The sequence below is a fragment of the Pseudomonas sp. GZJR-8 genome (genome assembly GCF_002916705.1).
Taxonomy (GTDB): Bacteria; Pseudomonadota; Gammaproteobacteria; order Pseudomonadales; family Pseudomonadaceae; genus Aquipseudomonas; species Aquipseudomonas synxantha_A.
This window is the reverse complement of the sequence record NZ_JXSI01000002.1, coordinates 306979-329103: the sequence shown is the minus strand read 5'-3', so window position 1 is coordinate 329103 and position 22125 is coordinate 306979. Positions and strand designations below refer to the sequence as shown.

Annotated in this window: 6 protein-coding genes; 3 read left to right on the top strand and 3 right to left on the bottom strand. The window is 60.9% G+C overall.

The window, feature by feature from the left end; all coding sequences use genetic code 11:
* Window positions 1-138 precede the first annotated feature (138 nt).
* From dsbD to dsbG, 3 genes are read left to right on the top strand one after another with little or no spacing between them, the layout of a single operon-like run.
* Complete coding sequence (gene dsbD, locus TK42_RS04790; RefSeq protein WP_005789981.1) at window positions 139-1866, top strand: protein-disulfide reductase DsbD; 1728 nt, start codon at window positions 139-141, stop codon at window positions 1864-1866.
* Entirely contained in the window at window positions 1866-2711 is an 846-nt protein-coding gene (locus TK42_RS04785; protein WP_032880099.1) for a TlpA disulfide reductase family protein, read from the top strand. Before dsbD ends, TK42_RS04785 begins: the two co-directional genes overlap by 1 nt.
* The gene (gene dsbG / locus TK42_RS04780; protein ID WP_032880097.1) at window positions 2687-3448 is read left to right on the top strand and encodes a thiol:disulfide interchange protein DsbG; all 762 of its coding nucleotides are present in this window, start codon (window positions 2687-2689) and stop codon (window positions 3446-3448) included. Before TK42_RS04785 ends, dsbG begins: the two co-directional genes overlap by 25 nt.
* Window positions 3449-3516: 68 nt before the next feature.
* On the opposite strand, the gene TK42_RS04775 is transcribed toward dsbG, so the two are convergent.
* From TK42_RS04775 to TK42_RS04765, 3 genes are all read right to left on the bottom strand, one after another.
* Complete coding sequence (locus TK42_RS04775; protein WP_103733702.1) at window positions 3517-6105, bottom strand: hypothetical protein; 2589 nt, start codon at window positions 6103-6105, stop codon at window positions 3517-3519.
* A gap of 247 nt (window positions 6106-6352) precedes the next feature.
* Window positions 6353-9049 (bottom strand): hypothetical protein, encoded by a 2697-nt coding sequence (locus tag TK42_RS04770; protein ID WP_103733701.1) that lies wholly within the window; start codon window positions 9047-9049, stop codon window positions 6353-6355.
* A 166-nt stretch (window positions 9050-9215) separates the two neighbouring features.
* On the bottom strand, window positions 9216-22112 hold the full coding sequence (locus TK42_RS04765) for a non-ribosomal peptide synthetase (RefSeq protein ID WP_103733700.1): 12897 nt from the start codon (window positions 22110-22112) through the stop codon (window positions 9216-9218).
* Window positions 22113-22125 lie beyond the last annotated feature (13 nt).

The window sequence follows — 22125 nt, the reverse complement described above, 5'->3', positions numbered from 1 at the left end:
GCCAGATTAAGCGCGCATTATGCCGCTAAAGTTCACAACATCAGATTATCCCTACACTCTAGAATAGCGTCCGGTTAATCATCGGTTAATCAGCGCCACACATTGTGTGCCTCACTTGCATCGAACTAAGGCTTGACCATGCGGCATCTGTTTACCTTTCTGCTGGTGTTGTTCGCAGGATTCGCCCAGGCAGCGCCGGGCAACCCCTTCGAAACCAAACCCGACTTTCTCCCGGTGGGCAAAGCCTTCACCTTTACCTCCGAACGTCTTGAAAGTGGCGAAACCCAACTGTATTGGCAGATAGCCGACGGTTACTACCTGTACCAGCAACGCATGAAGTTCGACGGCCTGGCCGAACAACCCGTGCTGCCCCAGGGTGAAGCCCATAGCGATGAGTTCTTCGGCGAACAGCAAGTGTATCGCCAGGGCCTGGAAGTGAAGATCCCGGCCGGCGCCACCGGCAAGGTCAAGCTGGGCTGGCAGGGCTGTGCCGATGCGGGCCTGTGTTATCCACCGCAGTCGATCACCGTGGACCTGGGCGGCAACCCGGCCGTAGCCGCTACCGCGCAGGCCCAGGACCAAAGCCTGGCCAGCGGCCTGCAACAACGCAGCCTGGGCTGGAGCCTGCTGATCTTCTTTGGCCTGGGCCTGTTGTTGGCGTTTGCGCCCTGCTCGCTGCCGATGCTGCCGATTCTCGCCGGCCTGGTAGTCGGCAGTGGCGCCAGCCCGCGCCGTGGTTTTGCCTTGGCCGGTAGCTACGTGGTGTGCATGGCACTGGTGTATGCGGGCCTGGGTGTGATGGCCGCGCTGCTTGGCGCCAACCTCGCCGCGCTGCTGCAAACCCCGTGGATCCTTGGCAGCTTTGCCGCGCTGTTCGTGCTGCTGGCCCTGCCGATGTTCGGCTTCTTTGAATTGCAGTTGCCCGCCTTCCTGCGCGACCGTCTCGATAACGTCAGCCGCCAGCAAAGCGGTGGCAGCCTGGTGGGTGCTGGTGTGCTCGGCGCGCTGTCCGGCCTGCTGGTGGGCCCGTGCATGACCGCGCCCCTGGCCGGCGCCCTGCTGTATATCGCCCAGAGCGGCAATGCGCTGCACGGTGGCCTGATCCTGTTCGCCATGGGCATCGGTATCGGCATTCCGCTATTGCTGCTGGTGACCGTGGGCAATCGCTTCCTGCCCAAGCCGGGCACCTGGATGAACGTGCTCAAGGGTATCTTCGGCTTCCTGTTCCTGGGCACCGCCGTGCTGATGATTCGCCCAGTGGTCGGCGACAGCCTGTGGATCGGCCTGTGGGGTGCGTTGGCGCTGGTGATGGCGTACTGCGGCTGGACACTGGCCCGTGAGTTCGGCCTGGCCGCCAAGGTGTTCGGCGCAGGTTCCCTGGTGCTGGGCCTGTGGGGCGCGATACTGGTGGTGGGCGCAGCCGGTGGCAGCGATGAGCTGTGGCAACCGTTGAAGGTTTACAGCGGCTCAAAGGTCGCCGGTGCACCGAGCGCTCACGATGCCTTCACCACCATCAATGACCCGGCCGTGCTGCAAAGCCAGCTCGACAGCGCCAAGGCCCAGGGCCAATGGGTGCTGCTGGATTACTACGCTGACTGGTGCGTGTCGTGCAAGATCATGGAAAAACAGGTGTTCGGCAAACCCGAGGTGATGGACGCGCTCAAAGACGTGCGCCTGCTACGCCTGGACGTCACCGCCGACAACGCTGCCAGCCGCGAACTGCTGGGCCGCTACAAGGTGCCGGGGCCACCGAGCTTCGTGTGGATCGGCCCGGACGGTGATGAACGTCGCGCCCAACGCATCACCGGCGAAGTGGATGCCGCCGCCTTCCTGCAACGCTGGACGCAAACCCGAGACGCGCGCTGATGTTGACCCTGACCATCGGCACATTCGCCATCGCCCTGAATCACATCCTGCTGATCAGCGCGCTGATTCTCGCCACCCTGGTGGGCTGGCGCGTGGCCAAGCGTGGCGGTGAGAACCCCGAATCGGTGCTGTTCAGCCTGTTCCTGCTGGGCATGTTGGCCGCCCGCGTCAGCTTCGTGCTGATGTACTGGAGTTATTACAGCAACGACTGGGTCGAGATGGTCGACCTGCGTGACGGTGGCTTCCTCGCCTGGCCCGGCATCATCGCACTGGTGCTCGGCGCGCTGGCGTATGGCTGGCGTCGCCCGGCCCTGCGCAAGCCGCTCAGCGCCGGGGTGATCACCGGTCTGTTGTTCTGGGGCATGGCCAGCCTGTCCCTCAGCCTGTATGAAAAAGGCACGCGCCTGCCGGACATCACCCTGCGCAACGCCAATGGCGAGGTGGTGCAACTGGCGGATTACCAGGGTGGCCCGCTGGTGATTAACCTGTGGGCCACCTGGTGCCCGCCGTGCCGGCGCGAAATGCCCGTGCTGGAAAACGCCCAGCGTATGCGCCCCGACGTGACCTTTCTGTTCGTCAACCAGGCCGAGAGCATGCAAAGCGTCAGCACCTACCTGGCCACCCAGGGCCTGAACCTGGACAACGTGCTGTTCGACGCCAGCGGCCGCCTCGGCCAGGCCGTGGGCTCCATGGCCCTGCCGACCACGCTGTTCTACCAAGCCGATGGGCGCCTGATCAACAGCCACCTGGGCGAACTCTCCGAAGCCAGCCTGGCCCGGGCCATGGAACCCTTCGATGACACCACGACAAGGAAACCGACATGCCTCGCCTCCGCCACCTGCTGACCCTGCTGCCCTTGACGCTCGCCGCCTCCCTGGCCCAGGCCGAAGACTGGCCGGCGCCGATCAAACAGATCGAAGCCAAGGGCGCCAGGATCATCGGTAAATTCGATGCCCCCAGCGGCCTCACCGGCTACGCCGCGCAATACCAGAACCGTGGCATGGCCCTGTACCTGACCGCCGACGGCAAAAACGTGATCGCCGGCAACCTGTACGACGCCCAGGGCAATGACCTGAGCACCGCGCCCCTGGAAAAACTGGTGTACGCACCCATGGCCAAGGAAGTCTGGGCCAAGATGGAAAAAAGCAGCTGGATCCAGGACGGTGATAAAAACGCCCCGCGCACCGTGTACCTGTTCAGCGACCCTAACTGCCCCTACTGCAACATGTTCTGGGAACAGGCGCGGCCGTGGGTCAAGGCCGGCAAGGTACAGTTGCGCCACATCATGGTCGGCATCATCCGCGAAGACAGCCCAGGCAAATCCGCCGCCCTGCTCGCCGCCAAAGACCCGCAAAAAGCCCTGCAAGAACACGAAGCCGCCGGCAAGGGCAGTAAGCTCAAGGCGCTGGAGAAGATCCCGGCCGAGGTCGAGGCCAAGCTCGATGCCAATATGAAGTTGATGGATGAACTGGAGTTGTCAGCAACGCCGGCGATTTTCTATCTGGATGACAAGGGTGGATTGCAGCAGCAACAGGGGGCGCCGTCGCCGGAGAAGTTGGTGAAGATTTTGGGGCCGAAGTAAGTTGATAAAAACGACGTGCATAAAGCGCCCACCCTAAGCAGGTGGGCGTTTAGTCAAGCTGACTGAAGCTACAACCAGAAGGTAAAGAAATCAAAGTACATCCAATCGCCAGACGATATCTCTATGTAGCCTATTACCGAACCTACCGGTGCAGAAAAATCGATCCAACTATTCAAAGGACTCCCATTTAAATTTACTGCACCTAAATATCCGCCAGACGGACTGTAAAAACTCACTGTCGTAGGATAGTGATTCCAGGTATATGCACACTTCACACGCTTACATGTAAAGGTTAAATCAAGGCGCACTCTTTGATGACTCGGTGCCTGGCCTAATCCATCAGCAAAAACAAGTGCCTGCCCCTCTAGCATCCCTGGTGTCGATGGATACGTTGAGATACCCATTTTTCCTGGCCCAGATAGAAAACGTATGTTCATCGTCGGGATGCTAATACTTGCGCCTGCAGAAATCAGTCGGGTCGGCTGACCAGTAAAGTTTTCATAGCGAATTTTGGGGGGCACAATGACTGTCAATTCCAATGATGGGAACCGCACTGCGCCCGTCGCACTTGAACTCCCGTCAGTCGTGACCTCGCAAAAAACAGTCAACGGGCTGTGATCTTTCAATTTTTCCAATTCAGATCGCAGCAGTACTGCCGATAACCCGTTATCGACTTCCTCTGAAATTACGCGTGGGTCCATACGCACGTTGATTGTATGGGGGGCACCGGATTCGAGAGTCCCGACAACACGTAGCCAAGCATTTTGCCCTTCAAAAGCAAACCACCACGCTTTGTCGAAGTTTGCGTCATACACGGTGATATGCGCATCACCGGTAAAAGTCTGCAGATCTAAAATCCCGCCTTGAGTAGCAGGTGGCGTAGCCTCTGGCACAACGGGTGTCGGCAACCGGGTCGGCACACTGATCTTCAGCCCAAGCGTCTTCGACGGCGCCAACTTACAAGTACTGGTCACTATGTAGTTGATCAGGATGGTTTTACCTGCGCCCTGAATCACCGCTTCACGCGGGATCGCAAAATCAACATAGCCCGGATCACTGTTGCCCGGTTTTGATTCCAACGGCAGGCTCGTACCGTCCGCCTTGATCCACTTTACCTGAATCGTCTGATGAGGGCTGATCCGCTCATACTCCACCCGCACCGTTACACCGTCCCGGCCATTCCAGATGGTCAGTTGATCATCCACTGCTTCACATACCCTGGGAGGGGGCAGTGTCAAAGCTTCCTGCTCGATGCTGAAAGTCCGAACCGGGAACTCGACGGCAGTCTCCCACGTACACTGGCCATCGAAGTTCGCGGCAAAATGCAGCTCAAACGCTTTGCAATCCGCCAGCTTTTGCAGCTTGGCCCTGGAGATCGGTGTATCGACCCCATCGTGTAACCAGGCGGCTTTAAGCGGCTCGGCCTCCAACACATAAAAACAATAGTCGCTGCCATCCTCAAGCGTACCGGTTACCCACATCCAGCAGCAGTCCAGCTCAATGGCATAACTCCAAATGGGCACCACGCCCTTTGCGTCGCCACGAAAGGTATTGAGGTCCAGACGGTTGCCTGTGGACTGTTCAATATTCGATTTTGGCAAGCCCGTGATGCCCAGCACTTTCACCCTGCGTTCGGGTGAAGACCATTGGCTGCCGTCGCAACGCGTGACGCCGTAAGTCAAGGTAATGGTTTGCTCAAAGTTGGCACGAATCGCTAAAGGCGATACTGCAAACACCAGGCTGGTTTCACCTTCAACCGGTTGGCGACACTCCAGCACCGGCGTTCCTGGCCCCGGCGTCCCGGAAGACTTCGGGCATACCGTATCACCGCTGCATATGCCCTCATACCCCACAGTGATATGCGCACCGTTAACCGTGTTTATGGGGTTGACCACCCAGCCGTCGAACTCGGTGTGTGCAGCTTCCTTGAGGTCAGGTGGCGACAGTTCCAGGTGAGGCTCGGTGAGCAATGTCAACACTAGCGAGGGGAACGATCTATAGGGAGTGGCCCGGCTGAAGCGCACGGAGGCCAAAACAAACAGTTCGCTGTCATGTTTAAGTTGTTGGAACAACTCCCGAGGGATTGCTCGACGCCAGCCCAGGCGTATGTCTTCGTCGGTAACCGGTTCATCCTCGAATGGGTAGAGTCTGGCCTTGGACCCATCGGGATAGATGCCGCCTATATAGCAGTCGATCGTCTGGATTGTGTCGGCAAATGCCCAGGATGGGATGTAAAGAATCGGATCTTTACAGCACAACAAAGAAAGATCCAGTTTGCCATCGGTTGCTTTGAGAATTTGCACCTGAGGCAGGTTCGAGGGCAGGCTGATCCATACTTGACCTTGTAAGGACGTTTGATCATCCCCGTTTCGGGTAACGGTGTAAGTGAACAACACGTAATTGTCCAACCATAGTGCTATGTATTCGGCAGGGATATAAATGTTGATACAACCAGCGTCGTTGCCATTCTGGGGTGGTATCGGCGGATAAGCGCTGCCCGCCAGTGGCCAATTCAGAGTGATGCTGTCAGTTGCCTGCATGTCGTCGTAGCAGACGCTGACATTGCCTCCGTCTAGCAGAGTGAGTGAATCGACACGGCCATTTTCGTCAGCCTCAACCAGCGTTGGCTCGGGCAGATCCAGCAATAATTTGGGCATGAGGAGAGGTCCTTTTTCAATTGGCAGGAAATGCCGAGGTACAGGTGTAAGTCCTGATCGACACCGTCCTATCACATCGAAAAAACGCCTCTTTTCCTACTGTCAGAATTCACAGTTCTCAGTTGGAGAACGTATTCTCCGACCATCGGACAGTACCCACTACGCCTGAAGATCCCTGCAACTCCACAGTAGGTGCAAAAACGCTCCCGCCAATGGCGGGAGCGTTTTCAATCGGCTGTTATCAAGGTCATGCGTCCTCGATCAAAAGGTCCGTCATCGCGAAATCATTACCGCTAGCTCCCGAAGCGAGGTGAGACACAACTTGCATCTGCATCGACGAGCTGGAAGCGACGAAGACCCCCTCTATTCTTTTCCACGCCATGGCTGTGAACAGCGTTGCCGCAGTAACGGCACCTGCATTCGTACGTAGCGACAACTGTGGGAACGGGGCAGCCCCGTTATAAGTACAGCCAAGCATACTGAAGCGATAACTACGCCCCACCTCAAGCCCAGTCACATTTTTGTATAGAATGACGCCAGCGGTGCCTGAACTGGCAGTACCGTTGGCGATGCAAGACTTTCCAAAAAACGAGGCGTATCTGTTTTCCCCCTGAGAGGCCGCCCCATCGAGCCAACCATTCCGACTGCCGCCTGTAAACGATGTGAAATCCCGGTACTCAGAACGGAAAATCAACCTTAACGATGGGAACATGACCTCGTAACCTTGGTCAGAACGCGGGTTGGGCCTGGCAAAAAATGTAAACGTCAGCGCAGAGTTATTCTTCAAAACCGCCAAGTCAGATCGCTTCACGATATCTGATAATCCTGCGCTGGTATCTGTCACTGGCTTTTTCAGATACACATCAAAGGCGTAGAGACCACCGTTTTGTCGAGTGCCTTCCGCCCGCATCCTGCCTTTCTGCTGCAGCAGGATAAACCACCACTTCTCTACGTCGATATCAGCGTTGCCGGCAAACGCACTTAGGTTCAGAACACCATCCTGAGTAGCGACCGGTGTCGCTTGCCGTACCACAGGAGTCGGTAAACGGTGGGGCACGAGGACTTTCAACAGCAGACTTTCGGACGTTTTAATCCCACAGCGGGTGGTCACTGTGTATTTGATTTCCACGGAGCTACCGATGGAAGCAATCACCGCTGGCGCTGGCAAACGGAAGGTGACAGAGCCTGTTCTGTCACCGGTTTGAGGATCCAACGGCCAACAATTGTCTTCATCATCCTTCCAGCAAAGCTCGATGGTTTGCCTGTCGCTCATACGTAGATAACTCACCACCACGTCTACGCCATCTCGCGCATTCCAGGGTTCCAATTCATCACCCTCAGCCTTGTCGACTTCGGGCGTGGGCAGCACCAGGTCTTCCTGGACGATATGGAAAGTCGCCGCCGGAGCCTCGATAGCTTCTGATCGGTCAGAGGCCTCGCAGAAACTCACGGCAAAATGCAGTTCAAAATCACTGCAATCAGCCAGTTGTTGCAGCTTGTCTCTCGAGATAAACGTCTCAACACCTTTATTCTTCCAGTCCTCAGTAACAGGCGCCTTCGTCAAAATTTCCGATTGGTAGCTACTTCCGTCCTCATGTTCACCGGTGATCCACATCCAGCAGAACGTTGAGCATGTGGCATAGTCGCCAATATGAACAAACGCCGATGCGTCCTCATCGAAAATATTGAGGTTAACCTTGCCGTGAGTGGCCTCTGCAATTTCCGACTTGGAAAGTCTAGGCTTCAGCACATCGACCACCCGCTCCGGCGACTGAGGCTCTGGACCCATCAGATTAGGAAATTGAACGGTATAGCTCAGCGTCATCGGCTTATTAAAGAAACAAGCAATCACACAGCGCGGTAACTTGACGGACGCCGGGTCCCCATCGCTTTCAATATCCACACAACCCAGTAACTTCGATCCGTAGCCGGGACCCCTTACGTAGAAGCAGATCTGATCACCGGCATAAGTGTCCAGCTCCGGCGCATCTATATCTCCCCCATTTTTAGTGAGCTCCGGATTGAGGCACCACTTATCATCGAAAAACGCAGACTGCCGCAAATGGGGAGGCAGCAAATTCTCCAGGCCTTGATCCCCAATGAAAGCAGCGGTACGACGATGTTGGATTTGAAGAGCGTTCCTGGGAAGACGGGTCTCTTCATCAGGGTTTTCAACTTCAGCCGGCGGTTGGGGCTCCTCGCCACTGGTGATCCAGGCAGCCTGACAAGTAATTGATTCGTAACGTGGCTTTTGACGTGCCAGCCAACCACGAGGAATCGGAAATTCAAGTTTTTCGCCTGATGCTATATCTTCGAGCGTTAATGCATACCCGTAAGCCACGATATAGAAAACGGGTTTTCCACTGAATTGCTCAATAACGACACTGCAATAAATTTTATCTCCAACCTGGGCAAGTGGAGGAATAGGTATTTCAACTATCTCATCGCCTTTGTGATCGTGCATGTCATAGGTTGGCGTATTTTGGAATATCTTTTCATCTCTTAATCGAGGCGCTAGCGCTTTACTTTGTTCTGCAGAGTAAAAAGTCACCCCCACTTCCTTGGTCAGTGAAACGGCTGGTTTACCGCTCACTGTGCCCTCGTACCATACGATCAGCGTGTACCCCATGGACATGGTCAGGTATTTCTGCGGAATCAGGATTTCCCTGGCACCCGGCTGCCCGCTTGAGTCAACAACATCATTCAAGCGGATCTCTGGCGCCTCCTTTATGCTGAACTTTACGGTAATGTCCAACCTGTCCATGCGCGAGTCGACAGTCAGGTATGAGTCCTTCTCCATCGCTTCTGCCGTAATCGTCCCGTACAGCTCACTGGAGATGATGGGCGCGTCGACTTCTAGCGCCTGCGGCTGTGGCGTAATTGAAGGCGTTGACGCATTGTCGGTATTTGAGGGGGTTTCAGGAATGGATGTTTGCTTGGCCACTTTCAGAACTCCGTGTTCAAGAGAGGTAGGTATCCTCGACCAGCCCAGTCCGGCCAAGGCACTCCCTTAAGTGAGTCCTATTTTTTCGCCCCCGCCTACTGTCAGAATTGACAGTTCGCGCTAAAAAAACGGCGCTGCCCGACCAACGGACAGCGCCCTTTGCGCCTTAGAGCCCCTCCAACTCCGCCATCAAATCACTCAACCGATCCACCTTCTCGGCACTGATTTCATTGGCGGCCAACCCGTGGATATACGCGGCCAACTCCGCCACCGTGCTGCACTCGAACATCGCCCGCAGCGGCACATCGCGCTGCAACGTTTTCTGCACCCGCGAAGCGATCTGCGTAGCCAGCAGCGAGTGCCCACCCAGTTCGAAGAAATTGTCCTGCACCCCTACCCGCTCGACTTTCAGCACTTCGGCCCAGATAGCCGTCAACGTGGCTTCCAGTTCAGTGCGCGGCGCCACATAGTCCTGGCTGTGCAACTGGCCGATCTCCAAAGCCGGCAGGGCCTTGCGGTCGAGTTTGCCGTTGGCATTCAGGGGCAGGCGATCAAGCCATAGCCAATGCAGCGGCACCATGTATTCGGGCAGTTCGGCACGCAGGCGTTGCTTGATGCGCTCCAAGTGTTCGCTCGGGTCCAGCGTGGCGTCGGCAGCCACCAGATAGCCAACCAGATGTTTGCCATTGACGTCCTCTTGCACACCCACCGCCGCGTCGCGCACCTGCGGTTGCTCGTGCAGGCGCGCTTCGATTTCACCCAGTTCGATGCGGTAGCCGCGAATCTTCACCTGGTGGTCAATACGACCGACATACTCCAGCACACCATCGCTGCGACGCCGCGCCAGGTCGCCGGTACGGTAGAGGCGCTCGCCGGGCGCGCCAAAGGGGTTGGGTACAAACACCTGGGCGGTGCGCAGCGGATCGCTGACGTAGCCGCGACCGACACCGGTGCCGGCGACGCACAATTCGCCGACAGCTCCTTGTGGCACCAACTCCAAGGCGCCATCGAGCAGGTATAAACGGTTGTTGTCGGTCGGCGTACCAATCGGCAGGTAAGTGCCACGGGTCGAGGCCAGGTCGACGCGGAAGAACGCCACATCATCCGAGCACTCCGCCGGGCCATAAGCGTTAACCAGACCAATCTGCGGATAGCGCAGTAACCACTGGTGCGCCAGTTCCGGAGGCATTGCCTCACCCGTCGGCAACATCCAGCGCAAACCATCCAGGCCGATACGCTCCTGGGCCAACATGCCCTGGATCAGCGACGGCACACTCTCCAGCACAGTGATGCCCTGTGCTTGAACGTGCGCCAGCAACCCCTGCGGATCATGGGCAATGGTGTTCGGCACAATATCTACCCGCGCACCAAACAGAGGCGCGGCGAGGAACTGCCAGACGGAAATATCAAAGCTTTGCGAAGCGGTCTGGGCGATCACATCCGCGTCGCTCAGACCCAGATACGGCACCTTGCTCAACTGGTTGTTGAGCATCCCGCGCTGTTCAACCATCACGCCCTTGGGCAAGCCGGTGGAGCCCGAGGTATAGATCACGTAGGCGAGGTTGTCCGGGCCACTGTAGGCACCTGGGTTTTCGCCACGGGCAGGGATTTCCTCCCACACCAGCAACTGGCAATCGACCCCTTCGAGCAGTTCGATGGCCTGTTCCCGGCACGCCTCGGTGCACACCAGCAAGGGCGTGCGGCTCAGGTCGATGATGCGGCTCAGGCGCGGACCCGGCAGCCCCGGATCCAGCGGCAGGTAGCCGGCACCGGCCTTGAAGCTGCCGATGATCATGCCCAGCAGGTCCAACCCACGTTCAGCCAGCAACGCCACCGGTTGGTCCAGGCCCACACCCGCCGCAATCAGCGCGTGGCCCAGGCCATTGCTGCGGCGGTTCAGCTCGTCATAGCTCCATTGCTGGTCGAGGCAACTGGCGGCGATACGCTGCGGATGTTGCGCCACCTGTTGCTCGAACAACTCGATGTAGCTGCGCTCCAGCGGGTAGGCATGTGCGCTCTGGTTACAGCCTTCCACTAGGAATTCACGTTCCTGCTCGCCCATCAGCGGCAGCTCGGCCATGTCGCCATGGAAGCCCTGCACCAGCGCCAGCAGCAGGCGCTTGAACTCACTGAGCATGCCTTGCACGGTGCTTTCGTCGAAATAACGCTGGTCGTAAGACAGGTGCAAACCGAGATCATCGCCCGGATAACACACGGCTGTCAGTGGGAAGTTGGTGTGGGTACGCCCGGAATCCGAGGTGGCATTCAGGCTTTGCGCACGGTCCAGCACCGAGACTTCCACCGGGGCGTTTTCGAACACAAACAGGCTGTCGAACAACGGCTGGCCCTTGGGCAATTCGCTGTGCTCCTGGATGGTCACCAGCGGCAGGTATTCGTACTCGCGCAGCTGCATATTGCTGTCGAGCAAGGCGCTCAACCACTGGCGCACGCTGCAAGGCTGGCCGTCCTCGGGCAGTTTCACCCGCAGTGCGATGCTGTTGATAAACAGGCCGACGGTACGTTGCATCTCGGGCATCTCTACCGGGCGCCCGGCCACGGTGACACCGAACAACACATCGCGATCGCCACTCAAGCGACGCAGCACCAATGCCCATGCCGCCTGGGCAAAGGTGTTGACGGTGAGCTGGTGCGCCTGCGCCAGTTCACGCAGTTGCGCACCGTCACGGGCATCGAGGCGGGTATAGCAGTCGCCCACCACCATGCCGCCGCTGCCGCCGGCATGTTCGCGCAGGAACGGGCGATCGCTCGGGATCGGCGTGGTGCGTTCGAAGCCTTGCAGGTTTTGTTGCCACCACTGGCGCGCTTCATTGAGGTTCTGGCGTTGCAGCCAGGCGATGTAGTCGCGGTAGCGCGGCGGCGTCGCCAGTTGCGCGTCGCGACCCTCGCCCAGGGCCATGTAGATATCGAAGAAGTCATTCATCAACAGCGAACGGCACCATGCATCGATGAGGATGTGGTGGTTGCTCATCATGAACCAGTAACGTGCCTCCCCCACGCGGATCAGGCGCAAGTGGAACGGGGCCTGGTTGAGCAGATCGAATCCTGCTTCACGCTCGGCCTTGAGCAACGCTTGCAGGCGCGGTTCCTGCTCATCCTGCGGGTCGGCGCTCCAGTCCAGGTATTCAATCGGCGTACTGCCGGGCTTGTGGATCACTTGCAGCATGTCTTCGCCGACGTTCCAGCAGAACGAAGCGCGCAAGGCTTCATGGCGGGCGATCACCGCTTGCCAGGCCTGGGCGAAACGCTCGGGGTCCAGGGCACTGTTGATGCGGTAACGGTCCTGCATGTAATACAGGCCGGTGCCCGGTTCCAGCAAGGTATGCAGCAACAGGCCCTCTTGCATCGGGGTCAGCGGGTAGACGTCTTCGATGGCGCTGGCCGGAACCGGCAAGGCATCCAGTTGCGCCTGGGTCAGGTGCGCCAAGGGGAAATCGGACGGTGTGAGGCCACCGGCATCGTCCTGCAGGCAATGGGCGATCAGGCTGCGCAGTTCGGCCAGGTAGGCGTCGGCCAGATTGCGGATGGTGTGCGCATCGTGGCGCTCACGGCTGAAGGTCCAGCGCAGCACCAGCTCACCGCCGTAGACCTGGCTGTCGACACTCAGCTCATTGGGCAGCGGTGCGTCCGGATCATGGGCCAGGCCGGCGGACTCATCCAGCGGGTGGAACAGCGCCTCGGCGCCAAAGCTCTGGTCGAACTGACCGAGGTAGTTGAAGGTGATGTCGGCGCCTGGCAATGCCGCCATGCTGCGTTTGCACAGGTCGTCCGCCAGGTAGCGCAGCACGCCGTAGCCCAAGCCCTTGTGCGGCACGCCGCGCAGTTGCTCCTTGATCGCCTTGATCGAGGCGCCCTGCTCGGCCAGCGGGGTCAGACGCAACGGGTAGGCGCTGGTGAACCAACCGACGCTGCGCGTCAGGTCGATCTCATCGAACAACGGTTCGCGGCCGTGGCCTTCCAGCTGAATCAACGCCGAGTCGTGGCCGCTCCAGCGGCACAGCACGCGGGCCAGGGCCGTCAACAACAAGTCGTTGACCTGGGTGCGGTAGGCGCTCGGCGCTTGCTGCAACAGTTGGCGCGTGGTCTCTGCGTCCAGGCGCACGCTGACCGTCTCGGCGTCACGATTGCGCAAGCTGCCTTGCGCGCGTGCCACCGGCAGTGTCACGGCCGGGCCGGCCAACTGGTCCTGCCACAGGCTTAACTCTTCGCGCAGGGATTCGCTGCCGGCGTACGCCTGCAAACGCGCGGCCCAATCGCGCAACGCGCTGGTCTTGGCCGGCAGGCTGACAGACTGGCCGTCACTGAGTTGGCGATAAACGTTTTGCAGATCCTCCAGCAATACACGCCACGACACGCCATCGACCACCAGGTGATGGATCGCGATCAGCAAGCGCTGCTGGCCCTGCGGCCCGTCCACCAGCAACGCACGCAACAGCGGCCCGCGCTCAAGGTCGAGGCTGCGCTGGGTATCGGTGAACAGCGCGGTGCATTGCTCCATGTCGCGCACCTGCGCCTGCATCAGCACGCCGCCTTCCGGCACGGCCAGGTGTTCGGCATGCCACTGCGCGTCGCGCCGGGTGAAGCTCAGGCGCAGCGCGTCGTGATGTTCCAGCACCGCCAGCAACGCTTGCTCCAGGCGATGGGGGTCGAGCAGTTGCAATGGCTTGAGCACCAGCGCCTGGTTCCAGTGCTGGCGCGCCGTAATATCGGTGTCGAAGAACCAATGCTGGATCGGCGTAAGCCCAGAGCTGCCGGTCAATACACCTTGCTCAGCGGTGACCTGCTGCGAACGGGTGGCGACAGCGGCCAGGGTTTGCACGGTCTGGTGCTGGAACAGGTCACGGGGGCTGAAATGGATCCCGGCCTGGCGCGCCCGGCTGACCACCTGGATCGACAGGATCGAGTCACCGCCCAGTTCAAAGAAGTTATCGTCGAGGCCGACTTGCTTCACATTCAACACCGCGCACCAGATGGCGGCCAGGCTGTGTTCCAGCGCATTGCGTGGCGCTACGTAGTGTTGGCGATTGGCCTCAGGGTCCGGCTCAGGCAAGGCGCGGCGGTCGAGCTTGCCGTTGGCGGTCAGCGGCATACTGTCCAGCACGATCAAATGCGCAGGCACCATGTAGTCCGGCAGTTGCGCCTTGAGGTGCGCCTTCAGCGCCTCGCGCAAGGCGACAGGCTCGGCATCGCTGACCAGGTACGCCACCAGTTGCTTGCCGCTCGGTGCATCCAGGGCCAGCACTACCGCTTCGCGCACGGCGGCATGTTCGAGCAAGCGCGTTTCAATCTCGCCCAACTCGATACGGAAACCGCGAATCTTCACCTGGTGGTCGATACGCCCCAGGTATTCCACCAGGCCATCGGCGCGTTGACGCACCAGGTCGCCGGTGCGGTACAGGCGCCCGCCCTTGGCGGCAAACGGATCAGCGACAAACCGCTCCGCCGTCATCCCTGGCCGGCGGTGGTAGCCCTGGGCCAGGCCGGCACCGCCGATATACAACTCACCACTGGCGCCTTGGGGCACCAGCGCCAGGTCGGCGTCGAGAATGTAGGCCACGCGCTCACCGATGATGCTGCCAATCGGCACGCTGCCGGCGCCCTCCTCCAACTGCTGCGGCGCCAGGCTGGCCAGCGGCATCACCACGGTTTCGGTGGGGCCATAGGCGTTGAAGAACACCTCAGGCATGAACGCCGCACGAATACGTTGCAGGTGCTCGCCGGTCAAGGCTTCGCCACCGGTGATGCACATGCGCACCGGCAAGGTCTGCTGCCGGGTCGCCAGCCACTGCGCCAACTGGCTGCCATAGCTGGGGGTAAAGCCAAGGACATTGATGCGATGGGTACGAATCAGCGCGCAGATTTCTTCGGCATCCCACTGGCCCTGGGCGCGCAATACCACGTGGGCACCGCTGAGCAGCGGCACCAGCAAACGCTCGGTGGCGGCGTCGAAGTTGATCGAATAAAAGTGCAGCTCGCAGTCATCCGGACGCATACCGAACCGTTCGATCACCGCCTGACAATGCATGGCGATTTCACCGTGGGACACCACCACGCCCTTGGGCTTGCCAGTGGAGCCGGAGGTATAGATCAGGTACGCCTGGTGTTGCGCCAGGCTCACAAACGGCAGCGCATCGGCAGGGTAATTCTCCAGCACCGGCAGGTCGTCTTCCAGGCACCAGCACGCCACGGTCGTCGGTAATTCGCCGAGGGCTTCGAACATCGCCGCATCGCTGAGCAGCAGGCCGATGTCGCTGTCCTCGATCATGTAATGCAGGCGGTCCAACGGGTATTCCGGGTCCAGCGGCACGTAGGCGCCACCGGCCTTGAGGATCGCCAGCAGGCCGATGACCATTTCCAGCGAGCGCGGCAGTGCCAGGCCGACCCGTACCTGCGGGCCCACCCCGCGCTCGCGCAGCATCCAGGCCAGGCGGTTGGCGCGGGCGTCCAGCTCTGCATAAGTGAGGGTCATACCGGCAAAGGTCAGCGCTGGGGCATCGGCACGCTGGCTGGCTTGATGGCTGAACAGCTGATGGATGCATTGGTCGAGGCGATGCTCGCCCTTCTCAACCCCGAGGCTGTCCTGCAATGCGCGCTGTTCATCTGCGCTCAACAACGGCAATTCGCTGAGACGCTGCTGCGGGTTGGCGATCAAGGCGTGCAACAGGTTGCGCCAATGTTCGGCCATGCGCGCAATGCGCGGTTCATCAAACAGGTCGGTGCTGTAGGTCAGGCAGCAACCCAGGCGATGGTCGAGGTCGGTGACTTCCAGGTTAAGGTCGAACTTGGTCGCCCGCGCATCGTTGGCCAGGTACTCGACGGTCATGCCCGCCAGTTGGCGGCTCTGCTGGAACTCCCAGCGCTGCACGTTGCACATCACCTGGAACAGTGGGTTATACGCGGCACTTCGCGCCGGTTGCAGGGCTTCCACCAGATGATCGAACGGCAGGTCCTGGTGAGACTGGCCCTCGATCACCGTATGACGGACTTGCTCGAACAGCTGGGCGACACTCATCTGCCCATCGAGCTGGCAACGCAGCACCTGGGTGTTGAGGAACGCGCCGATCAGCCCTTCGCTTTCCGGACGAATGCGGTTGGCGACCGGCGCGCCGATGCGCAGGTCGGTCTGGCCGCTGTAGCGGTAGAGCAACACGGCCAGGGTGGCGGTCATGGTCATGAACAGCGTGAGGCCGCGCTCGGCATTGAAGGCGCGCACGCGGGCCGCCAACTCATCGCTCAGGTCAAAGCGGTACAGCTCGCCCTGGTGGCTTTGTACCGCAGGCCGTGGGCGATCACCGGGCAGTTCCAGCAGAGGATGTTCAGTGCCCAGTTGCGCGGTCCAGTAATCCAGCTGGCGTTGGCGCTCGCCGGACTCCAGCCACTGGCGCTGCCACACGCTGTAGTCGAGGTACTGCACCGGCAGCGGCACCAGCGGCGAATCGCGTTCGTCGATAAAAGCTTCGTACAAGGCGCTGAGTTCACGGGCAAAGATGTCCATGGCCCAGCCTTCGGTGACGATATGGTGCAGGGTCAGCACCAGGTAGTGTTCCTGCTCGCCGGCCTTGACCAGGCAGGCCCGCAGCAGCGGCCCGGTTTCCAGGTTGAACGGCGTGTGCGCTTCTTGATCCGCCAGTTGCTGCAAACGCTGTTGGCGCTCGGTTTCGCTCAGCGCTGAGAAGTCCTGCCAGTCCATGCGCACGCCGGTCTGCGGTGCGACCTTCTGGCACGCCACGCCGTCAACGCTCGGGAAGGTGGTACGCAGGGTTTCGTGACGCATGATCAATGCCTGCAACGCCGCCTCGAAACGTTGCACATCCAGCACGCCGCGCAGGCGCGCCATGCCGCCGACGTTGTAGGCCGGGCTGTCCGGTTCCATCTGCCAGAGGAACCACATGCGCTGCTGGGAATAGGACAACGGCACCGGCGCGCTGCGGTCGACCTTGGCGATTGCGCTTTGTTGGTTGCGCTGCCCCGCCGCCTGGATCAGCCCGACCTGCTCGGCGAAGGCACCCAATTCACTGGCTTCGAACAGGGTGCGCAACGGCAGCTCTACGTCACACGCCTGGCGGGTGCGCGAGATGATTTGCGTGGCCAGCAACGAGTGCCCGCCCAAGGCGAAGAAGTCATCGCGCAGGCCAATGCGCGGCAGGCCCAAGACCTCGCGCCAGATCGCGGCGATTTGCAGCTGCAAAGGCGTGTGCGGTTCGACGTGTTCGCGGGTTTGCCAGACCGGCTCGGGCAAGGCGCGCCGGTCGAGCTTGCCGCTGGGGCTCAGCGGCATGGCGTCCAGGCGCATCAGCAGCGCGGGCACCATGTATTCCGGCAATTGGGCGGCCAGGGCGGTTTTGACCTGTTGCTCATCCAGTTCGGTGTGGGCGGTGTAATAGCCGATCAACTGCGCGTCGCGCACCAGCACCACGGCTTGGGCGATACCGTCCTGGGCCAGCAGGCGTGCTTCGATTTCTTCCGGTTCCACCCGGAACCCACGCAGTTTGACCTGCTGGTCCAGGCGCCCGAGGTATTCAAGCACGCCATCGGCACTCCAGCGCGCCCGGTCACCGGTGCGATACAGGCGTGCGCCCGCCGCACCCAAGGGGTCCGCAACAAAGCGTTCGGCCGTCAGCCCGGCACGACCAAGATAACCACGCGCCAGGCCGATGCCGCCGATGCACAACTCGCCCGGCACCCCGGCCGGCAGCGGGTTAAGCTGCTCGTCGAGCACGCGGCAGATCACATTGCCCAACGGCCGACCAATCGGCGAGCGCTCACCATCAGTGGCGGAGCAATGCCAATGGGTGACGTTGATTGCGGTTTCGGTCGGGCCATAACGGTTGTGCAACTGCACTGCCGGCAACTGCGCCAACACGCGGTTGCGCAACTCGGCGGGCAAGGCTTCGCCGCCGGAGAACATACGGCGCAGGCTGGTGCATTCGGCTGCCAGCGGTTCATCGATAAACAGTTGTAACAACGGTGGCACAAAGTGCAGCGTGGTCACGCCATGTTCCTGCACCAACTGCGCGATGCGGTGCGGGTCGCGGTGTTCACCCGGCCCCGCGAGCACCAGGCGGCAACCGGTGATCAGCGGCCAGAAACACTCCCACACCGACACGTCGAAACTGATCGGCGCCTTTTGCATCAGTACATCGGTTTCATTCAATTGATAGGTGGCCTGCATCCACTGCAAACGTTCTGCCAGCGCGCCATGGGTGTTGCCCACGCCCTTGGGTTGGCCGGTGGAACCGGAGGTATAAATCACGTAGGCAAGGTTGTCGCCATGCAGGTGCAAGCCCGGTGCCTGGGTTGGCCAGCTGTCGAGGTGCAGGCTGTCCATGGCGATCACGCACACGCCTTCGGCAGTCGGCAACTGCTCCAGCAACGCGGTTTGGGTCAGCAGCAGGTGTACGCCACTGTCCTTGAGCATGTAGGCCAGGCGCTCGGCAGGGTAATCCGGATCGAGCGGCACGTAGGCGCCACCGGCCTTGATGATGGCCAGCAGGCCGATCAGCAGTTGCGGCGAACGCTCGGCGGCGATGGCCACACACACGTCCGGGCCGACGCCTTTGTCGCGCAGGTAGTGAGCCAGGCGGTTGGCCTGGGTATGCAGTTGGGCGAAGGTCAGGCTGCCGTGCTGCCAGACCAGCGCAGTGGCGTCCGAATTCTGTTGGCTGAGCAACTCAGGCAACCACTGCCGGGCCGGCTCGCAGGGCGCTTCGCCCCAGGGTTGCTGCTGGCCGGGCGACATCAACGGCAGGTCGCCGATGGCCTGTTGCGGTTGCTCGCAGACCGCTTGCAACACGCTGACGTAGTGCTCGGCCAGGCGCTGGATAGTCGCGCTTTCGAACAGCTCATCGGCGTAGTCGAACGACAGGCTGAAGCGCCCGTTGTGATCTTCCTCGCTATGCAGTTGCAGGTCGAACTTGGCTTCGCGGCTGTGCCATGGCAGTTCATCGGCCAACAGCCCCGGCAAGCGGCGCAAGGCACTCAGGTCACGTTGCTGGTGGTTGAACATCACCTGGAACAGGCCCTGTTCACGGGCCTGGGGGAAGGCTTCCAGCAATTGTTCGAAGGGCAAGTCCTGATGGGCCTGGGCCCCCAACGCACTGTGGCGGGTGGCGGCCAGCAGTTGGTCGAACGGCAGGCGCCCGTCCAGCTCGGCACGCAGTACCAGGGTGTTGATAAAGAAACCGATCAGGCCCTGGGTTTCCTGGCGCGGGCGGTTGGCATTGGGCACGCCGATGCGAATATCGCGCTGGCCGCTGTAGCGATGAAGCAAGGTCTGGAACGCCGCCAGCAACAGCATGAACGGGGTCGACTCATGAGCCTGAGCGGTTTGGCGAATCGCGGCGCTGAGGCGTGTATCCAGACGCAGACTGTGGCGCGAGGCGCTGTGCCGATGCTGGGCCGAACGCGGATGATCGGTGGCCAGGTTCAAGGCCGGATGCTCCTCACCCAACTGCGCCGTCCAGTACGCCAACTGGCGCGAGCCTTCGCCTTCGGCCAGCCATTGGCGCTGCCAGCTGCCGTAGTCGGCGTAGTGCAGGGCCAGCGGCGGCAGCTCAAGGGGCTGCCCTCGGACGGCAGCGGCGTACAGGCGCGAGAACTCGTCGATCAGGATATTCAGCGACCAGCCGTCGGCAATGATGTGGTGCAGCGTCACCAGCAGTTGGTGGTCTTCATCGTCCAGGCGCACCAGGGTGACCCACAGCAGCGGGCCTTTCTCCAGGTCGAACTGGGTACGCGCTTCATCTTCGCGAATCTGCTGCGCACGCGCTTCGCGCTCGGCAGCGGGCAAGTCACTGAGGTCGATGACTTGCAGCGCAAAATCCGTCGCGGCCTCGACACGCTGAAAGCCCTGACCATCGCGCTCGTAAAAGCGCGTACGCAGGGCTTCGTGGCGTTGGATCAGTTGCTGGAAGCTTGCGCGCAACGCCTCTTCATCCAGCTCGCCACGCAGGTGCAAGGCGCCGGGAATGGTGTAGGCGCTGCTGTGCGGGTCCAACTGCCAGGTGATCCACAGGCGGTTCTGTGCCAGAGACTGGGGCAGCTCTTCCTGGCGCGACAACGCGTGAATCACGCCCTGGGCGACGCCGCCGTCCTGTTGCAGTTGCGCCACGCCCGCCGCGAAGGCAGACAGCGTCGGTGCCTCGAACAGCAGGCGCAGGTTCAGTTCCAGGCCCAGGGTTTCACGCAGGCGGGCGACCACTTGGGTGGCGCTGATGGAGTTGCCACCCAGCAGGAAGAAATGGTCATCGGCGGCCACGCTGGGCAGCTGCAATTGCTCGCACCAGATCGCCGCGATCTGTTGTTGCACATCAGACGCCAGCGCCGCGCCGCTCGCAGCCTCTTGTACTCCGGGGAATTGCGCATAGCTATCGAGGCTGCCATCGGCGTGGCGAATCGCGCAGGCTGCGCGCTGTACCTTACCGCTGGACGTCTTCGGCAGCGCACCGGGGTTAAGCAGCACCACCACGCTCGGGGCTTGCTGGCAGGACTCGGCCACCGCTTGGCGGATCGCTTTGATCAGTGCTTCTGGCGGCAGGATTTTCTGCACGCTGCGGCTGATTTCCGCAGCAATGCCGATGCCCTCCAGGCCCTGGTCATTCACGGCAAAGGCGGCGACGCGACCTTTGCGCACCACCTCCACTTCACGCTCGATGGTCTGTTCAATGTCCTGGGGGTAGAGGTTGTGGCCGCGCACGATCAGCAGGTCTTTGAGGCGACCGGTGATATACACCTCGCCGTCGCGGATGAAACCCAGGTCACCGGTGCGCAACCAGGTGCGGCCGGCGTGCTGGACGAAAGTCTTGGCGCTGGCTTCGGGGTTGCGCCAGTAACCGTGGGCGATACTCGGCCCCGTGGCCCAGAGTTCGCCGACACAATTGTCGGCAAGCTCGGTGAGGGTATGCGGGTCGGCGATCAGCACAGCGTGGTCCGGCTGGCTGGTGCCGCAACTCATGATCGCACTGCCCTGGCCCGGTTCGGCATGGTTGGCGGCCAGCGCTTGCTCGTCCATGTGCATCGCGGGAATCCCGCAACCACGGGTGCCGCCGGCAACAAACAGGGTCGCTTCGGCCAAACCGTAGGAGGCGAAGAAGTTGTTCGGCGTGAAACCGCAGACGGCGAATTTTTCCGCGAAGCGCTCCAGGGTATCGAGGCGAATCGGCTCGGAGCCGGAATAGGCCACGCGCCAGCGGCTCAAATCCAGGCGTTCGAGGGCCGACTCGCTGACCCGCTCGCTGCACAGGCGGTAGGCGAAATCCGGACCGCCACTGATGGTGCCGCTGTATTCGCTGATCGCTTGCAGCCAACGCAACGGTCGGGCGAGAAAATAGGCCGGCGACATCAACACACAGGGCACGCCGCTGAAAATCGGTTGCAGCAAACCACCGATCAGGCCCATGTCGTGGTACAGCGGCAACCAGCTGACGATCACATCATCGGGGTTGAGGTCGATACCGAAGCCACGACGGATCAGCACTTCGTTGGCCACCAGGTTGCCATGGCTGACTTGCACGCCCTTGGGCAAGGCGGTGGAGCCCGAGGTGTATTGCAGGAAGGCGATGTCGTCGGCCTGCAACTGGGGCTCGACCCAGTGCTCGGCAAGCTGCGCCTCCAGGGTGTCCACGCTCAGCACCGGCGGCGCATTTTCAATCTGCGCCAGGTCCTCGCTGAGGCTGGCAATCGTCAACAACAGGCGCGGCTCGGCATCGCTGATGATCGATAGCAGGCGCTCCTGGTGATGGCGGCGCGTGGACTCCGGCGGATACGCCGGCACCGCGATCACCCCGGCATACAGGCACCCAAAGAACGCTGCGACGTAGTCCGGGCCGCTGGGGAACAGCAGCACCGCCCGTTCGCCAAGGCCGGCATTGGCTTGCAAGGCGGCGGCGATGGTGCGGGCGCGTTGGTCCAGGTCGCGGTAGCTGAGTACCACACTGTGCTCGGCGCTGTCGGCGAGGAAGCGCAACGCGACCTGATCCGGTGTCTGCGCAGCGCGGCGTTGAAGGGACTGGACCAGGGTGCGGGGGAGTTCGAAGGCGTCCATCATGGGGTTCCTGCCT